13 protein-coding genes and 2 tRNA genes are annotated in these 16,367 nt (G+C 65.7%); 8 read left to right on the top strand and 7 right to left on the bottom strand.

The genetic code is table 11. The features are described 5' to 3' along the window. Positions 1–69: 69 nt before the first annotated feature. The 3 genes from C7T96_RS13870 to C7T96_RS13860 form a co-directional block, all read right to left on the bottom strand. Positions 70–741: a protein-L-isoaspartate O-methyltransferase gene (locus tag C7T96_RS13870; RefSeq protein ID WP_106571802.1), complete on the bottom strand. Its 672-nt coding sequence runs from the start codon at positions 739–741 to the stop codon at positions 70–72. Between the two features lie 84 nt (positions 742–825). Next, a tRNA-Cys gene (locus C7T96_RS13865) sits at positions 826–899 on the bottom strand. Positions 900–990: 91 nt separating this feature from the next. After that, positions 991–1,272 (bottom strand): hypothetical protein, encoded by a 282-nt coding sequence (locus C7T96_RS13860; RefSeq protein WP_106571861.1) that lies wholly within the window; start codon positions 1,270–1,272, stop codon positions 991–993. A 211-nt stretch (positions 1,273–1,483) separates the two neighbouring features. On the opposite strand from C7T96_RS13860, the gene C7T96_RS13855 reads away from it, so the two are divergent. The 6 genes from C7T96_RS13855 to C7T96_RS13830 all read left to right on the top strand — a co-directional run bounded on the left by C7T96_RS13855 (position 1,484) and on the right by C7T96_RS13830 (position 7,317). Then, positions 1,484–1,558, top strand: a tRNA-Asn gene (locus C7T96_RS13855). A gap of 390 nt (positions 1,559–1,948) precedes the next feature. Then, positions 1,949–3,415: a deoxyribodipyrimidine photo-lyase gene (locus tag C7T96_RS13850; RefSeq protein ID WP_106571860.1), complete on the top strand. Its 1,467-nt coding sequence runs from the start codon at positions 1,949–1,951 to the stop codon at positions 3,413–3,415. Further along, complete coding sequence (locus C7T96_RS13845) at positions 3,412–4,755, top strand: FAD-dependent oxidoreductase (RefSeq protein WP_106571801.1); 1,344 nt, start codon at positions 3,412–3,414, stop codon at positions 4,753–4,755. Before C7T96_RS13850 ends, C7T96_RS13845 begins: the two co-directional genes overlap by 4 nt. Positions 4,756–4,763: 8 nt before the next feature. Then, positions 4,764–5,606, top strand: a complete 843-nt coding sequence (locus C7T96_RS13840; protein ID WP_106571800.1) for a DUF1365 domain-containing protein — start codon at positions 4,764–4,766, stop codon at positions 5,604–5,606. A 46-nt stretch (positions 5,607–5,652) separates the two neighbouring features. Beyond that, complete coding sequence (locus C7T96_RS13835) at positions 5,653–6,900, top strand: cyclopropane-fatty-acyl-phospholipid synthase family protein (protein WP_106571799.1); 1,248 nt, start codon at positions 5,653–5,655, stop codon at positions 6,898–6,900. 120 nt (positions 6,901–7,020) lie between these two features. After that, a complete protein-coding gene (locus C7T96_RS13830) occupies positions 7,021–7,317 on the top strand; it encodes a hypothetical protein (protein ID WP_106571798.1) in 297 nt (98 codons plus the stop codon). 132 nt (positions 7,318–7,449) lie between these two features. Here the strand turns inward: C7T96_RS13830 and C7T96_RS13825 are convergent, their stop codons facing one another. Continuing rightward, the gene (locus C7T96_RS13825) at positions 7,450–9,426 is read right to left on the bottom strand and encodes a bifunctional 2',3'-cyclic-nucleotide 2'-phosphodiesterase/3'-nucleotidase (RefSeq protein ID WP_106571797.1); all 1,977 of its coding nucleotides are present in this window, start codon (positions 9,424–9,426) and stop codon (positions 7,450–7,452) included. Between the two features lie 251 nt (positions 9,427–9,677). Further along, the gene (locus C7T96_RS13820; RefSeq protein ID WP_158264366.1) at positions 9,678–12,083 is read right to left on the bottom strand and encodes an EAL domain-containing protein; all 2,406 of its coding nucleotides are present in this window, start codon (positions 12,081–12,083) and stop codon (positions 9,678–9,680) included. Between the two features lie 223 nt (positions 12,084–12,306). Between C7T96_RS13820 and C7T96_RS13815 the strand changes: the two genes are divergently transcribed. Beyond that, on the top strand, positions 12,307–13,635 hold the full coding sequence (locus C7T96_RS13815) for a mechanosensitive ion channel domain-containing protein (protein ID WP_106571795.1): 1,329 nt from the start codon (positions 12,307–12,309) through the stop codon (positions 13,633–13,635). A 24-nt stretch (positions 13,636–13,659) separates the two neighbouring features. Here the strand turns inward: C7T96_RS13815 and C7T96_RS13810 are convergent, their stop codons facing one another. Both C7T96_RS13810 and C7T96_RS13805 read right to left on the bottom strand, forming a co-directional pair. Continuing rightward, the gene (locus C7T96_RS13810) at positions 13,660–14,412 is read right to left on the bottom strand and encodes an SDR family oxidoreductase (protein WP_106571794.1); all 753 of its coding nucleotides are present in this window, start codon (positions 14,410–14,412) and stop codon (positions 13,660–13,662) included. A 197-nt stretch (positions 14,413–14,609) separates the two neighbouring features. Continuing rightward, positions 14,610–15,083: an Lrp/AsnC family transcriptional regulator gene (locus tag C7T96_RS13805; protein ID WP_106571793.1), complete on the bottom strand. Its 474-nt coding sequence runs from the start codon at positions 15,081–15,083 to the stop codon at positions 14,610–14,612. Between the two features lie 155 nt (positions 15,084–15,238). Here C7T96_RS13805 and ald point away from each other — a divergent pair, with 155 nt between their 5' ends. Beyond that, positions 15,239–16,354, top strand: coding sequence for an alanine dehydrogenase (gene ald, locus C7T96_RS13800; protein ID WP_106571792.1), 1,116 nt, complete (start codon positions 15,239–15,241; stop codon positions 16,352–16,354). The last annotated feature ends 13 nt before the right edge of the window (positions 16,355–16,367 follow it).

Raw genomic sequence — 16,367 nt, 5'->3', positions numbered from 1 at the left:
GGCTCCGCGACCGCCATGCAACTGTTCGGCCGCCCCCGCGGCGTCGACGGGCGCTGCGCGCGCCCGGCCCTAGAACTCGAACGCGGGTTCGGCCTGGAAACCGGGCAACGGCTTGACCGCGGCGTTGAAGGCCCAGCGTCCCGACACATGGTCGCCCTGCTTGAGATAGAGCCGCGCCACGCCGGCATTGCCATGGCCCTCGACGGTGACAAGCCGGCCGCCATCCTTCATCTGCTCGAAGAGCGTGTCGGGCACCCGGTCGACCGCGCCGGCGACGAGAATGACGTCGTAGGGCGCCTCGGACGGATAACCGGCCTCCAGCGCGCCTTCCACGACAGCGACATTGTCGCAGCCGAGTTCGGACAGACGCTCGCTCGCCTGGGCGGCCAGCGCGGCATCGCTTTCCAGCGCGATCACCGAACCGGCGAGCTGCGACAGGATCGCCGCCGCATACCCGGTGCCGGTGCCGACATCGAGGACGACGTCGCCGGTCTCGATGTCGGCGAGTTGGATCAGTTTGGCGAGCGGCGACGGCTCCATGAGAAAGCGTCGCGCTTCGCCGTCCGGCGGCGTGATGTCGACATCCTCGTCGATATAGGCGAGCTCCTTGAGGCGCGCCGGCACGAAGGCTTCGCGCGGCACCGACAAAAATGCCTCCAGGATCGGCAGATTCGTCACGTCGGTCGTGCGCAACTGACCGTCGACCATCTTGATCCGCAACTGCTCGAAATCAGCGCTCATCCCGCCTGCCCATCTTCACCGCAAAGCGGCCACACGACCGAAACGGGCGGCGCGTGCCGCCCTGACATGATGGAAGCCGGGAATTGGAGGCCTCGCCCGGAATCGAACCGGGGTGCAAGGATTTGCAGTCCTCTGCGTAACCACTCCGCCACGAGGCCTCGCCCCCAGGCTTTACGAAGCGATCTGTTAACAGAGGGTCACCAGACCGACAAGCGCCTGAATCGATTTTCCGCAACCCGGCACGCCGGTTCACTTCGCCCGCGTCCTGGACGATTTGCGCCGACGCTCCCACCACACCGCCAGGCGACGGCGCAGCCGGCGAATCACCGCGATGTCGTAAGAAAGGACGAGCAGCCCGAGCGGCGCCATCCAGTAGCCCAGAATCGGCAGGAACCCGAAAAACAGGCCCAGAAACACCAAAAGCCCGCCGACGAGGATACGCACCAGGCGCGAGCGCGGCATCGGCACGGTGCGCCCGTAAAATCGGAAGGTCGGTGTGGGCGTCGTCTCGTCTGTGCCGGGGTCGCGCATCGCTCGCTCCTGCGCGATAGCGCCGGCACCCCGCCGGCACTGGATCGCGATCGCCTCATATGATCGCTTGCGGCGGCAAATGCGAGACGTCGCGGTGCCGAAGCCACCGGATTTTTCCCGCCCGAGACGCGTTTCGGCCGAAATCGCCAAAATCGCGCTTGGCAAAGCCGAAACGGTTTTGCTATAGGCAGCCCACTTCGCGAGCCCGTGTTCCCCGGTAGCTCAGCGGTAGAGCAACCGGCTGTTAACCGGTTGGTCGCTGGTTCGAATCCGGCCCGGGGAGCCATTTTTCCAAAAATCCGCCAGCCATGCCGCAGATCGGGCACATTGCCGCGCCCTGTCATCGTGCCGACACACACGGCAGCTAGCGCTTTCGTCACAGTGAGATCGTCTCCGCGCGCCGACCACGGATGGACTGGCGGTGCGTGTCGAGATACTGGGAAAGGTCGGGGCAAACCCGGCCTTTTTCGTTTTTGGCGCCCGACAATCTCCTGCCCCGCCCGTGCCGTGACAAAACACGCTCTCGCCCCGACGCCGGCGGCAACGGCACTTGCACCCGGCGGTCCGGAAAAATCGGCGCGCTTTCCCGGCCTTGAATGCAATCCAGATCGACGCCGCGCGCGTATCGGACTTCGCCTGCCCTGATCGCGCAGAAGATTTTTATCCGGAGACCGCCTTGCCTGCCAGCCGCCCCGACGCCCCGCCCGAACCGCCGGTGCTGGTGCTGTTTCGCAACGATCTGCGGCTTGCCGACAATGCGGCGCTGAACGCGGCGGTAAAAACCGGCCGGCCGGTGCTGCCGGTTTTCGTTTTCGACGATGGCGCGGATGGCGGCCGTCCGCCCGGCGGCGCGCGCCGCTGGTGGCTGCATCACGCGCTCGAACGGTTATGCGCTTCACTTTCCGAGCGCGGCGCAGGCCTGATCCTGCGGCGCGGGCCGACCCTGGCCACGGTGCTGTCGCTGCTCGACGACACGAAGGCGAATGCGGTGTTTTGGAACCGGCGCTACGACCCCGCCGGCATCTCCGCCGATTCGGCTCTGAAAACGGCGCTGCGCGACCGCGCCGTCGAGGCGACCAGCTTCGACGGCCAGCTGCTGCACGAGCCGTCGCGGCTGACGACCACGACCGGCGGGCCCTACAAGGTCTACTCGCCGTTCTGGCGCGCGCTCGTCTCGAGCGGCGAGCCGCGCGCGCCCGTCGCCGCTCCGAAGGCGATTCGCCCGCTGCACGAGGCGGTCGCCTCCGATGCGCTCGCGGCCTGGTCGCTGCTGCCGACGGCACCCGACTGGGCCGGCGGCCTGCGCGACACGTGGACCCCGGGCGAAGCCGGCGCACGGCAGCGCCTGGCGGATTTTCTCGACGCACGGCTCGAGCGCTATGCAGAAGGTCGCGACCGGCCCGCCGAAGCCGTCACTTCGCGGCTTTCGCCGCATCTGGTCCATGGCGAGATCACGCCGTTCCAGATCTGGCACGCGCTCGCCCGCCCCGACATCGAAGCGGGCGCGCGCGACCTGGAAAAATTCCGCAAGGAAGTCGCCTGGCGCGAATTTTCCTATCATCTGTTGTTCCACAATCGCGACCTCGCCTCGAAAAACGTCAACCGCGATTTCGACGATTTTGCCTGGCGGCCGGATGCCGGCCTGGTTGCGGCCTGGCAACAGGGGCGCACCGGCTACCCGATCGTCGATGCCGGCATGCGCCAATTGTGGCGCACCGGCTGGATGCACAACCGCGTGCGCATGGTCGCCGCCTCCTTCCTGACCAAGCATTTGTTGCAGCATTGGCGCGAGGGCGAAGTCTGGTTCTGGGACACGCTGGTCGACGCCGACCCGGCCAGCAATCCGGCGAGCTGGCAATGGGTGGCCGGTTCCGGCGCCGACGCGGCGCCCTATTTCCGCATCTTCAACCCCGTCCTGCAGGGCGAAAAATTCGATCCGGACGGCGTCTATGTGCGCGAGTTCGTGCCCGAACTGGCACGGCTTCCCGACCGCTATATCCACAAGCCCTGGGAGGCGCCCGCCGACGTGCTTTCCCATGCCGGCGTGAAACTCGGCACCACCTATCCCGTAACTATCGTCGAGCACCGCAAGGCCCGCGCCGCCGCGCTGGCAGCTTACGACGCGATGAAAGGAACACGATGACGGTTGTCCCCATTCGCCGCAAGGCCGATCCGGACCGCAGGAAGATCGCGGTCGTGGGGTCCGGCATTTCCGGTGCCGCCGCCGCCTGGGCCCTGCATCCGCGCCACGACGTCACCCTGTTCGAGGCCGCGCCGCGACCGGGCGGCCACACCGCGACGGCCAGGATCGACTATCAGGGGCGCGAGATCGCCGTCGACACCGGCTTCATCGTCTATAACGAGCTCAACTATCCCGAACTCACCGCCCTGTTCGCCCATCTGGGCGTGGCAACCCAGGAAAGCCGGATGGGGTTTTCGCTGTCGCTCGACGATGGCCGGCTGGAATGGAGCGGCCAGACCTACCGGACGATCTTCGCCCAGAAACGCAACGTGTTTTCGCCGTCCTTCCTGTGGATGCTGCGCGAGATCCTGCGTTTCAACCGCCAATGCCTGGCCGACCGCGAGGCTGGTCTGTTGGGTGGCGTGACGATCGGCGACTATCTCGCCCAGCGGCGGTTCTCCACCGCCCTGCGCGACAATTACCTCATTCCGATGGCGGCCGCGATCTGGTCGACCCCACGGGCAAAAATGCTCGACTATCCGGCCGCCACCTTCGTGTCCTTTTTCGAAAACCACCGGTTGATCCACAATGAACGCCCGGCCTGGCGCACGGTGACGGGCGGCGCGCAAACCTATCTCGACAGGCTCCTGGCGCCGCTGGGCGACAGGCTGCGGCTGGCCCAGCCGGTCGAGGCGGTGCGGCGCGACGAGGCCGGCGCCACCGTGTTCGCGCATGGCGCAGCGCCCGAACGCTTCGACGAGGTGGTGCTTGCCTGCCACACCGACCAGGCGCTCGCCCTCCTGGCCGAACCGAGCCCGCTCGAACGCACCGTGCTGTCGGCGATCCCCTATCGGCCGAACCGGGCGATTCTGCACCGCGACCCGCGGCTGATGCCCAAGCGCCACGCCGCCTGGGCGGCGTGGAATTATATGCGCACCAGCGCCATGGATACCGAATCCGAGGTCTGCGTGACCTACTGGATGAACGAATTGCAGGGGATCGATCCGGCCTGCCCGCTATTCGTCTCGCTCAATCCGGTCACCGAGCCGCGCGCCGACATGGTGTTCGGTCAATGGACCTTCGACCATCCGCAATTCGACGCCGCGGCCTTGTCGGCGCAGGCGCGGCTGGACGACATCCAGGGCCATGGCCATTGCTGGTATGCCGGCGCCTGGACGGGCCATGGCTTCCACGAGGACGGCCTGCGCTCGGGCCTCGACGTCGCCGAACGGCTCGGCGCCTCCATACCGTGGCGTGCCCCGTTGGACCGCGCTGCCGAACCGGCGATTGCGGCGGAATAGGTGACGTGATGACCAGGGACCGACGTGTGACGACCCTTGCCGAAAACGGCCCGCCGCCGCGCGATGCGGCCTGGCTTTATCGCGGCCAGGTCATGCATCAGCGGCTCTCCCCGTTCGGCCACCGCTTCGCCTACGCGGTCTATTCGCTGCTGATCGACGTCGACCGTCTCGACGAGGTCGACCGCCTGTCGCCGTTCCTGTCGGTCAACCGGCCCAACGTGCTGTCCCTGCGCGAGGACGACCATGCCGAGGACGGCCTCACCCTGCGCGCCCATGCCGACCGCCTGCTGGCGCAGGCCGGTCTTGGCGTGCGCGCCGCACGCGTTCTTTTGCTCGCCTATCCAAGGGTGTTCGGTTACGTCTTCAATCCGCTGGCGGTCTATTTCGCCTATGATCGCGACGACCGCCTGATCGCGGCGATCTATGCCGTGCGCAACACGTTCGGCGAGCGTCATGCCTATGTCGCCCCGGTCGCGCCTGGCGAACTGTCCGAGGCGGGCCTGCGCCAGAGCCGCGACAAGCTGTTCCACGTTTCGCCCTTCATCTCGATGGATGCGCGCTACAATTTCCGCATTCTGCCGCCCGGGCGCGCAGTCAAGCTCCGCATCCACGAGAGCGAGGCCGGCAAGCCGGTGCTTGCGGCGACGTTTTCGGGAGATGGCGCGCCGGTCACCAATGCCGAGCTTTGCCGGTGCCTCTTGCGATTTCCGCTTCTGACATGGAAGATCATCGCCGGCATCCACTTCGAGGCCTTGCGCCTGTGGCTGAAGGGGGCGCCATTCTTCAGGAGCCCGCCTCCGCCCCGGCCAGCCAGCTTTGGCGACGTCGAGGCACGGGAGGCGGATGCGTGAGGTCGCCGCGGCGGCGGCGCGCTGCCGGTGGGGACGGGAGAACGCGATGGCTGGGATCGGGGCTGAGGCACCGGAAACGATCTGGTTGAACGCAGGCAATTTCGCCGCGCGCACGCGCGGCCTGCCGCGCCGCGCGCGCATGGTGCTGTCGGCCGCGATGCGGCTTCCCAGGGGAAGGCTGACGATCGATTCGCCGGACGGGCAACGGTTCGGCGTCGGCGGCAATGCCGCCGGCCCCGAGGCGCATTTGATCCTCAACAACTGGAGGCTGCCCGGCCGCGCTTTTTCGCTCGGCACGATCGGCGTCGCCGAATCCTATATCGACGGAGACTGGGACAGTCCCGACGTGACCACTTTCCTGGAGCTTTTCGTGGTCAACCAGGAGACCGGGGAAGAGGTCGCCGGCGGTGCGAGCCGGCTTTTGATGGCTTTCCAGCGCCTGCGCCACTGGCTCAACGAAAACACCCGTACCGGCGCCAAGCGCAATATTTCGGCCCATTACGATCTCGGCAACAGTTTCTACCGGAGTTGGCTCGATCCAAGCATGACCTATTCCTCGGCGCTGTTTTCGACCGGCGCCAACGATCTGGAATCCGCCCAGGCGGCCAAATACCGCGCGCTCGCCCGCGATGGCGGCGTGCGGCCGTCGAGCCACGTGCTGGAAATCGGCTGTGGCTGGGGCGGGTTCGCCGAATTCGCCGCACGCGAGATCGGCTGCAAGGTGACCGGCCTGACGATCAGCCGCGAACAATATGATTTCGCGCGCGAGCGCATCCACAAGGCCGGCCTGGCCGAAAAGGTCGAGATCAAGCTTCAGGACTACCGCGACGAACAGGGCCGCTACGACAACATCGCCTCGATCGAGATGTTCGAGGCGGTCGGCGAAAAATACTGGCCGGTGTTTTTCGGCAAGGTCAAGCAGTGCCTGAAGCCGGACGGAACCGCCGCCTTGCAGATTATCACCATCAACGAAGACGCCTTCCGCCTCTATCGCAGCCGGCCGGACTTCATCCAGCGTTACATTTTTCCAGGCGGCATGCTGCCGACGCCGGAGATCCTGCGCAGCCTTGGCGCCGAACAGGGACTTTCCTTCCTGCGCGAGCGGGTTTTTGCGCAGGATTATGCCCGCACGCTGGCCGAATGGCGCGCGCGCTTCTGGGCTTCATGGGAAAAGATCCTGCCGCTCGGCTTCGACGAACGTTTCAAGAAATTGTGGGAATTCTACCTGCATTATTGCGAGGCCGGCTTCCGGGCCGAATTCATCGACGTCAGGCAGGTCGTCTACAAGGCCTGATGCGCCGCGGAGACCGGGCGGCGACGCGCACGCCGGCTGTTTTCCGCTTGTGTTAATTGCTTCGCTGTCGGCTCGTTCTGCCGCCCGCACACTGAGACCGTCCCCTGAAAGGAGGGTTTCATGGCGAGCAATCGTTTCAGCGAATATGACTGCGACGGCCTGATCGAGGTCGGCAAGCTGATCATCGGCTCCGCCGACGCCGTGGTCGCGCAGATGCGATCCTGGTCCGGCCATCCCAACCAGGACATTCGCGGCGTGATGATGAAGTCGCTCAGGATCCTGTTCAAGTTTCTGCAGGACATGTGGACCGACGCGCGGATGGAATACAGTCGCAAGAAATGCGGCAGCGGCGATCTGGGCAAGGATATCGGCAGCAACTTCCCGTCGAGCCCGGCCAATCCGCAGGACCCGCTCTGATCCGCGACAACCGAAGGCGCAATCCGGATCCGACAGCGTATCCTGCCCCGGAACCGCGCACAAAAAGTGGAAAGATCGTGCTCCGTCAAAGCCTTGGAGCACGATCTTGATTCACCCCAGAACCGTCGTCGCCTAAAGCATGATGCGGTACTGGGCGAACCCCTCGGCGCCCTCGCCGGCGGCCTCGATCGCCACGCCCTTGACGTCGGCGATGAAATCCTTCGCCTTCGGACCGGTCTCAAACAGCACGGTCGCGCCGTCCACCGGCGCAAACGACCAGTTGGCGTCGGCGGCCGGGTTGATGGTGCCCTGCTCGACGATGAAGCGCACGATCACGTCGCGATTGGTGTCGGGCGCCTGGAAAATCACCTTGTCCGGGCCGATCTCGGGAAAATTGCCGCCGCCGCCGGCGCGGTAATTGTTGGTCGCGACGACGAATTTCTGCCCTGGATCGATCGGCTTGCCTTCGAATTCCAGATCCACGATCCGGTTGGCATCCGCATTGATGAGATTGCCCTTGGGATCGTATTTCGGCGGCTGGGCCAGGTCGATCTTGTAGGTCACGCCGTCGATGACATCGAAATTGTAGGACGGGAACGCCGTGTTAATCAGCGTCTGATCGGCCTTGCCGGGCTCGACCTGGTTGAAGATGCCGGCCGACATTTCCAGCCAGTCCTTGACCTGGGCGCCGGTCACCAGCACCGCCTGGACCGTGTTGGGATAAAGATAGAGGTCGGCGACGTTCTTGATCGCGATGTCGCCTGCCGGCACGTCGGTGTAATAATCCGGCCCGCCGCGACCGCCGGCCTTGAAGGGCGCTGCTGCCGACAGAACCGGCAGGTCCTTGTGCTCGGTCTCGCTCAGCATGTCGGCGATGTACCAGGTTTGTGCCTGGGATACGATCTGTACCGAGGGATCGTCGGCCACCAGCGCGAAATAGGAATGCAGCGGCGCCGAGGTCTTGCCGACCGCGGTGCGCACATATTTCAGCGTCGCCTCGTGCATGGCGCGCGCCGCGTCTTCGACCTCGGCCTTGCTTTCGACCAACGGCTTGGCCTTGCGGTCGACGCGCTCGAAGATCGGCCGCGCCTCGCTGGTCGAGGCGCTCACCCGCCAGCTGTTGCCGTCGCGCTCCAGCATCAGGTCGATCAGGCCGAGATGCGAGCCCCAGAATCCGCCCATCACCGCCGGCTTGCCGCCGATCGTGCCCTTTGCATTGTCGACACCCTCCATGCCCTCGAATTTCGGGCCGGGGAAGTCGAGGTGGCTGTGCCCGGTGACGATCGCATCGATACCGTCGACGCCGGCCAGGTGCAGCGAGGCGTTTTCGAGGTTTTCTTCGTACTGGGCCGGACCGACGCCGGAATGCGACAGGGCAATCACGATATCGGCCCCCTCTTCGCGCATCTGCGGCACCCAGGCCTCGGCCGCCTTGACGATATCGCGCGTCATCGCCTTGTCGGTCAGGTGGCGAGCATCCCAGTTCATGATCTGCGGCGGCACGAAGCCGATCAGCCCGACCCGGATCGGATGGTCCTGGCCGGCGCCGTCGGTGATCGTCTTGTCGAGGATCACGTAGGGCTTGATGAACAAGTCGTCGTCGCGCGCGCTGGCCGCCAGCGACCCCTTGGTCAGATTGGCGCACACGAACGGGAAGTTCGCGCCCGCCAGAACCTTGAACATGAAGTCGAGCCCGTAATTGAACTCGTGATTGCCAAGCGTGGAGCATTCATAGCCGAGCGTGTTCATGGCGGAGATGATCGGATGCATGTCGCCATCCTTCATCCCGCGCTCATATGCGATATAGTCGCCCATCGGGTTGCCCTGCAGGAAATCGCCATTGTCGATCAGCATCGAATTGCCGGCCTCGGCGCGGATCCGGTCGATGATCGCGGCGGTGCGCGCCAGTCCCATCGTGTCGTTCGGCCGGTCGGCATAATAGTCGTAGGGAAATACATGCACGTGCAGGTCGGTCGTTTCCATCAGCCGCAGATGGGCCTGATTGGCGTTCGCCCGTGCGGCGAAGGGGTGAAGCATGACGACACCGCCCAGCGCCGCCACGCCGGACAGGAAGGAGCGGCGGGATATCGGATGAAGCATTTCGGACATTTTCATCTCCCTGAAATTCTGGACGGACGCGCCGGCGAGACCCCGTGTCGGGTCGCGGCGTTGCGCGCTTCATCCACCAGATTTCGATGACGGCCGCATGACTGCGCCTGAAACGGTCGCGGGCGCGAACCCTGTCGCCATCACCGGGAAATCGAGTGTCGGTCCGAAAAGCGCGCGAGGCAAGGCCGAAACGGGACCATCGCCGCGATCGCCAGGCTCATCGGGCATGAGCCGGAAGGCCCGCGCCAGGCTCAAGCGGCGCTGGTGCGCGAGGAAGCCGGCGCATCGTTCGGCCCCGCCTGCGCGGCCAGGAACGCGGCAACCGCGTCGCCCGGCATCGGACGGCCGAAATAGAAGCCCTGCAGACTGTCGACGCCGATGCCACGCAAAAACGCCTCGTGCTCGGCCGTTTCCACCCCCTCGGCCGTGACCTGCATGCCGAGCGTGCGGCCGATGGTGACGATCGACCGCAACACGCTGACGGTGCGCTTGTCGGCGGCGCCCTGGCCGACCAGGGACTGGTCGATCTTGATCTTGTCGAAGGGCACCTCGCGCAGCGACGACAGCGAGGAATAGCCGGTCCCGAAATCGTCCATGGCGACCGTAACGCCGAGCGCGTGCAGTTGCGCGACCACCCGCGCCACCAGGTCGACACCGCCGCGATAGGCGCTTTCGGTGACTTCGATCTCCAGCCGCTCCGGCGCCAGCCCGGTCGCCTCCAGCACGCCGCGCACGCGTTGCGGCAGATCGCCATTTTCGAGCTGGCGCGGGGAAATATTGACGGCCACGCGCACGGCCTGCGGCCAGGCGGTAGCACGACCGCAGGCCTCGGCGAGCACCCAGGCGCCGATCTCGTCGATGCTGCCGGTCTGCTCGGCGAGCGCGACGAAATCGCCGGGTTCGACCAGCCCGTAGACGGGATGGCGCCAGCGCGCCAGCGCCTCGAACAGGATCGGCCGGCCGCTGCGCGCCGAAACCACCGGTTGGAACTCGATAAAGATCTCGCCGCGCGAAACCGCCTTCCAAAGATCGAGTTCGAGCTGTTTTCTGCGCGCGAAGGCCGCGCCCGCCTCGCTGCTGGCCAGGCGCACCTGCTCCTTGCCGCGCGACTTTGCGTCGTAGAGCGCAATGTCGGCAAGCTGCATCAGCTGTTCGGGATCGCGGCCGTCGTCGGGCAGGACGGCGACCCCTGCACTGACGCCGACCTTGAAGGTGCCGGCCGGGGTTTCGACCGGCTGCGCGACCTCATGCACGACCTTTTCGACGATCTCGCGTAGGCGCACCGTATCCATGTCGTCCTTGATCGCGACGATGGCGGCGAATTCGTCGCCGCCGATCCGCGCCAGGACGGAATCGCGCGGCAGAAAGCCCGCGATCCGCCGCGTGGTGGTCTGAAGTACGGTGTCGCCGACGGAATGGCCGGCGGTATCGTTGATCGCCTTGAAATCGTCGAGGTCGAACAGCACCAGCGCGAAACGGCGCGAGGCCGCTTCGGCAAGTCCGCGCGCGCGCAACAATTCCTGGTTGAAGCGGGCCCGGTTGCCGACCCCTGTCAGGCTGTCATGATGGGCGAGATATTCGAGCTCCCTCTCCTTGGTCTTCTGCGCCCCGATATCGCGCCCGATGCCGCGGAACCCCGCGAACACCCCGTCGCGGTCATAGGTCGGCGTGCCCGTGATCGACCACCAGCGCTCGTGCCCGTCGATCATCAAAAGCACCGAACAGTCCCGGAACGCCTCGCCGCGCAGGAGGTGCCGCAAGACCTCTTCGCGCCTGTCGCCGGCCCTCTCCTCCGGCGAGGCGCCCGTCGTCAGGACGCGGTCGAGCCGCAGCCGATCGAGTGCGGCCGGCGACAGGCCGGACTGCCTGACAAGAGAGTCGGAAACGCGAACCAGCCTCAACTGGGAATCGCACTGCCAGTGCCAGTCGCTTGAATTGGCTTCGAAATCATGCAGAAGCAGCGCGATGAGCTGGGTCTGCTCGCGCACCTGCGCCATGGCCACCACCCGTTCCGCGAACGCGCCGGCATGCTGACGCAGCGCGATCGGGAAGGCGAGCGCGTAAACGCCGATCAACTGGAGTTCGAAAGCGTGATCGGCGACGCCGGCCCGCATGAAGGTCACGACCATCATGATCGCGATCGGCAGCGAAAAGGCGAAGACCGCCAGCGGCAGGGCGGCGAGGATGAAGGCAGAAGAGGCCAGATAGGCCGTCATCAACACCGTCAGGACGTGCCGCACGCTCTCGTCCGCGCTGGCGTAGAAGATCAGCGGCAGACTGCCCCACACCGCGCCGAACAGGAAACAAGTGGCGATGTTGCGCCAATATTGGGCGGCGACCTCGTCACGCGCCGGCCGGTGCCCGGCCAGGGGCGGTCCGCTGAGAATATCGAAAATCAGCGCCGCCAGCATGACAGCGAACCAGGCCGCGGCGATCGCCGCGCCGCCGGGACGCGCGACAAGCGCGTCGAGCGCGATCAAGGCGCCCAGCAAATGGGCCAGGATCGCCACCGGCCGCAACCGGTTGATCGCCTCCACCTGGTCGATGCGCACCAAAAGACGCTGCTCGGCCGTCATCGACCGGCCACGCATGATCCTTGCTGCAAAACCCTTGCCCGGCCATTCACGCAGGAAGGCCATCCCGGCGCGCTCACCCATATCTGTCCCGACCTGATTCCCGTGCGGCAGGTCGACCATAGGTGTGCCGAGGTACGAAAAGCCTTACCGATCCGCTCGGATTTTAACGGTTGGTTATGCATCTGTCATACGCGGCGTGCCCGGCAGCGGTTCAAACTCGCCGCGAAAGGTTCTACCATGCGCATTCGGCTTCGCCGTCGGGCGGCGCGCGCCGCCGCTTTGGCCGGAGGACAGTCCAGACGCGATGAACGATTACGTGCAATTTCTGGCGGACCGCCTCGCGCTTTTTGTGGAAACCGCGGTCCGCTATGCCTCCGACGCGTGGTTCTTCTACCAGATCGGACTCGTCGTGCTGCTGTTCGTGCTGGCGAAACCGATCGGCACGGTGCTGGAGACCCGGCTTGAGGGCCTGGCGCGGCACATCAAGGGCCAGCCCGGCCTGTTGCGGATCGCCGTGGCAACGATCCGGCGCAGCGACTGGATCGTCTTCGTCGTGCTCCTGTTCGTAGCGCTGACGGCGCTCAGGGAACTCACCTGGCCGAGCCGGAGTTGGCTGGTCGCGACGGCGTTCTCGCTGGCGCTGGTGTGGCTTCTGGTGTCCGTGGCCTCGCGGGTGATCCGCAACCGCGTCGTTGCACGCACGGTCGCCTGGCTGCTTTGGCTCTACGCCGCCCTGGTCATCCTGCGGCTCGACACCACCGCCGCGGCGCTGCTCGACCGGCTGGCCCTGCCGGTCGGCGAGCTGCGCATATCCGCGTTGATGGTGCTCAAGGCCGCCATCCTGCTCAGCGCCGCGCTGTGGCTGGCCAGCGCGATCGGCAATTTCGTCGAACGCCGTGTCCAGGGCTCGCAGGAACTGACGCCGTCGATCCGGGTTCTGATCGGCAAGATCGCCAAGATCGGACTGGTGCTGCTGGCCGGCGTCGTGGCGCTGTCGGCCGTCGGCGTCGACCTGACCGCGCTGACGGTGTTTTCCGGCGCCGTCGGCGTGGGCCTGGGCTTCGGCCTGCAAAAGGTGGTTTCGAATTTCATCTCCGGCATCATCATCCTGCTCGACAAGTCGATCAAGCCGGGCGACACCATCTCGCTCGGCGACACGTTCGGCTGGATCCGCGAATTGCGCGCCCGCTTCGTGTCGGTCGTCACCCGTGACGGGCGCGAATATCTGATCCCGAACGAGGATTTCATCACCCAGCGGGTGATCAACTGGTCGTTCAGCGACGAGCTGGTGCGTCTCGACGTCGCCTTCGGCGTCTCCTACGAGGCCGACCCGCACACCGTCAGCGCGCTGGCGATCGAGGCGGCGGCGAATGTCGGGCGCGTCGACGCCGAGCGTCGGCCGGTATGCTGGCTGACCGGCTTCGGCGACTCATCCCTGGATTTCGTGCTGCGCTTCTGGATTCGCGATCCCCAGCAGGGCCTGACCAATGTCCGTGGCCGCGTGCTCCTGGCTCTGTGGGACGCTTTTAGGGAAAACGGCGTCCAGATCCCCTACCCGCACCGCGAGATCGTCATGAAGACGCCGGTCCGGGTCGAGAGCGGCGAACCGGCCGCCCCGCCGCCGCGAGACTGACGCGGGACCGACGGCCAACCCTGTTCAAGCCGTCTCAAACAGCCCGCCCTCGTCGGCGCCGATTTCGATGGCGAGCGAGACGTGACGGGGCCGCGTCAGGGCGAAGATCGCCGCCTCGACCACGTCGCGGCTGGTGGCCTGGCGTCCCTTGCGCCTGATGCCGGCCTCCTCCCAGTCGTCCTGCCCCGGCTGCGCGTCGTCGAGATAGGGCGGGTTCACCAGGATCGAGCGGAATTTCGTTCCCGAAAACGCCTGCCTGAACCCGTCCGCCAGGGCCACCTGTCCGCGCTTGGCGGCATAGAAGGGAACCGAGACCGACTGCAGTGCGGCATTGGGCAGCCCGCTGATCGAGCCAATGGTCACCACGTCCGGCGCGTCGGAATTGTCCATCGCCGTGCGCAGGCCCTGAACGAGCAGGAACGTTCCCGTGACCGCGGCATTGACCACCGCCAGAACGTCGGCCTCGTCATAAGGCTCTGCGCTGGCTTCAAGCCACATGGCGCCGTTGTTGATCAGGATGTCGACCCGCTGCTTCAGCGCGCCGATCCGGGAGACAGCCCGTCGCACCGAGGCCGCGTCGGCAAGGTCCAGTGCCACGGTCTGCGGCGCCGCGCCGCCGCGTTCGATCACCAGTCCGGCGACGGCATCGAGATCGGCGACCCGTCGCCCGCAAAGAACCAGCTCGCAGCCGGCATCCGCAAGCGTCAGGGCGAAGGCAGCCCCCAATCCGCGCCCGGCGCCGGTGACGACCACCACTTTTCCGGCAAGCTCGTTCATGCTTGACTCCTTACAAACCTTAGCGACGTCTTATGAAACAAACCGGCAAGGATTGCCATCGCGTAGCGCTTTGGCGTTCGGCGCCGTCGGCCCGAGCATCCGGTCGCGTGTCGGCTTGCCGCGGTCTCGGCACCCGGCAGCGGGCATAGGCCCCCAAATGCGTCTTGCCGCCCCGTCGCCGCGAGACCGACACCGTCTCAGGCAAGATCGGGCCCGACGCCGACACCGGTGCGGTCGATCACCTCGCGCAGGGCGAAGGAGGAGTTGATCTTGATGACATGCGGCATCGCCGTCAGCCATTCCTTGTGCACGCGTTCGTAATCTTCGAGATCGCGCGCCGCGATCCTGATGACGTAGTCGTATTCGCCCGACATCAAATGACACGACAGCACGTTAGGGCAACGTTTGATCGCCGCCTCGAACTCGGCCAGCGACTTTTCGAACTGGCCCGACAGCGAAATATGCACGATCGCCGTCATCCTGTAGCCGAGCGCGGCATTGGACAGCTTGGCGTGGTAGCCGTGAATGACGCCCGTTTTTTCGAGATTGTCGAGACGGCGCGAGCAGGCAGACTGCGACAGTCCCACCTTTTCGGCAAGCGCGGCATTGGAAATCCGCCCATCCCGCTGCAGCGTGTCGAGAATGGCGTAATCGATCCGGTCCAGGCTCATAATCGGGATTATCTTCGAGTTTTTCTCTAAAATACGCAAAGATCGGCGAAAATTTCCGAGCACCCTCGTCGACTTCGCAAACACATGCGCAGCGCAATGTGCTCTAATCAACATCCATCCCGAATACAACCCGCAACCGGTGGAGGAGAGCTGTTATGCTTGTGGGCTGCCCGACGGAGATCAAGAACCATGAATATCGCGTCGGCCTGACCCCGGGTTCGGTACGCGAATACATCGCCCACGGCCATGACGTGCTGGTTCAAAGCGGGGCGGGCGCGGGCATCGGCGCCGACGACAACGCCTACAAGGCGGCCGGCGCGCGCATCGCCAAGACCGCGGAAGAGATTTTCGCCAAGGCCGACATGGTGGTGAAGGTCAAGGAGCCGCAGCCCGGCGAATGGGTTCAGCTGCGCGAAGGCCAGATCCTCTACACCTATCTGCATCTCGCCCCCGATCCGGACCAGACCGAGGGTCTGGTGAAGTCGGGCGTGACGGCGATTGCCTACGAGACCGTGACCGACGACCGCGGCGGGCTGCCTTTGCTGGCGCCAATGTCGGAAGTCGCAGGGCGGCTGGCGATCCAGGCCGGGGCCACCGCGCTGCAGAAGGCCAATGGCGGCCGCGGCGTGCTTCTGGGCGGCGTGCCCGGCGTGCTGCCGGGCAAGGTCGCCATTATCGGCGGCGGCGTCGTCGGCCTGCAGGCGGCCAAGATGGCGGTCGGCCTCGGCGCCGACGTCACCATCATCGACCGCTCGATCCCGCGCCTGCGCCAGCTCGACGACATTTTCAACGGCCGCATCCACACCCGCTATTCGACCGTCGAGGCGCTCGAGGAGGAGTGTTTTTCGGCCGACATCGTCGTCGGCGCGGTGCTGATCCCGGGCGCCGCGGCGCCGAAGCTGGTCACCCGCGAGATGCTGTCGGGCATGAAGAAGGGCGCGGTCCTGGTCGATGTCGCGATCGATCAGGGCGGCTGCTTCGAGACCTCGCATGCGACCACCCATGCCGAGCCGACCTACGAGGTCGACGGCATCATCCATTACTGCGTGGCCAACATGCCGGGCGCGGTTCCCGTCACCTCCGCCCATGCGCTCAACAACGCCACCTTGCACCACGGTCTTCAGCTTGCCGACAAGGGGTTGCGCGCGCTGGCCGACGACACCCATCTCAGAAACGGCCTCAACGTGCACCGCGGCAAGATCACCAATCGCGCGGTGGCCGAGGCCCTCGGCTACGAAATGGCCGAACCCAAAACCGTGCTCGCCGCCTGAGCCGACTCAAAAA

The organism is Nitratireductor sp. StC3 (genome assembly GCF_003015025.1).
GTDB lineage: Bacteria > Pseudomonadota > Alphaproteobacteria > Rhizobiales > Rhizobiaceae > Mangrovimarina > Mangrovimarina alexandrii.
This window is presented reverse-complemented; position numbering and strand designations above follow the sequence as displayed.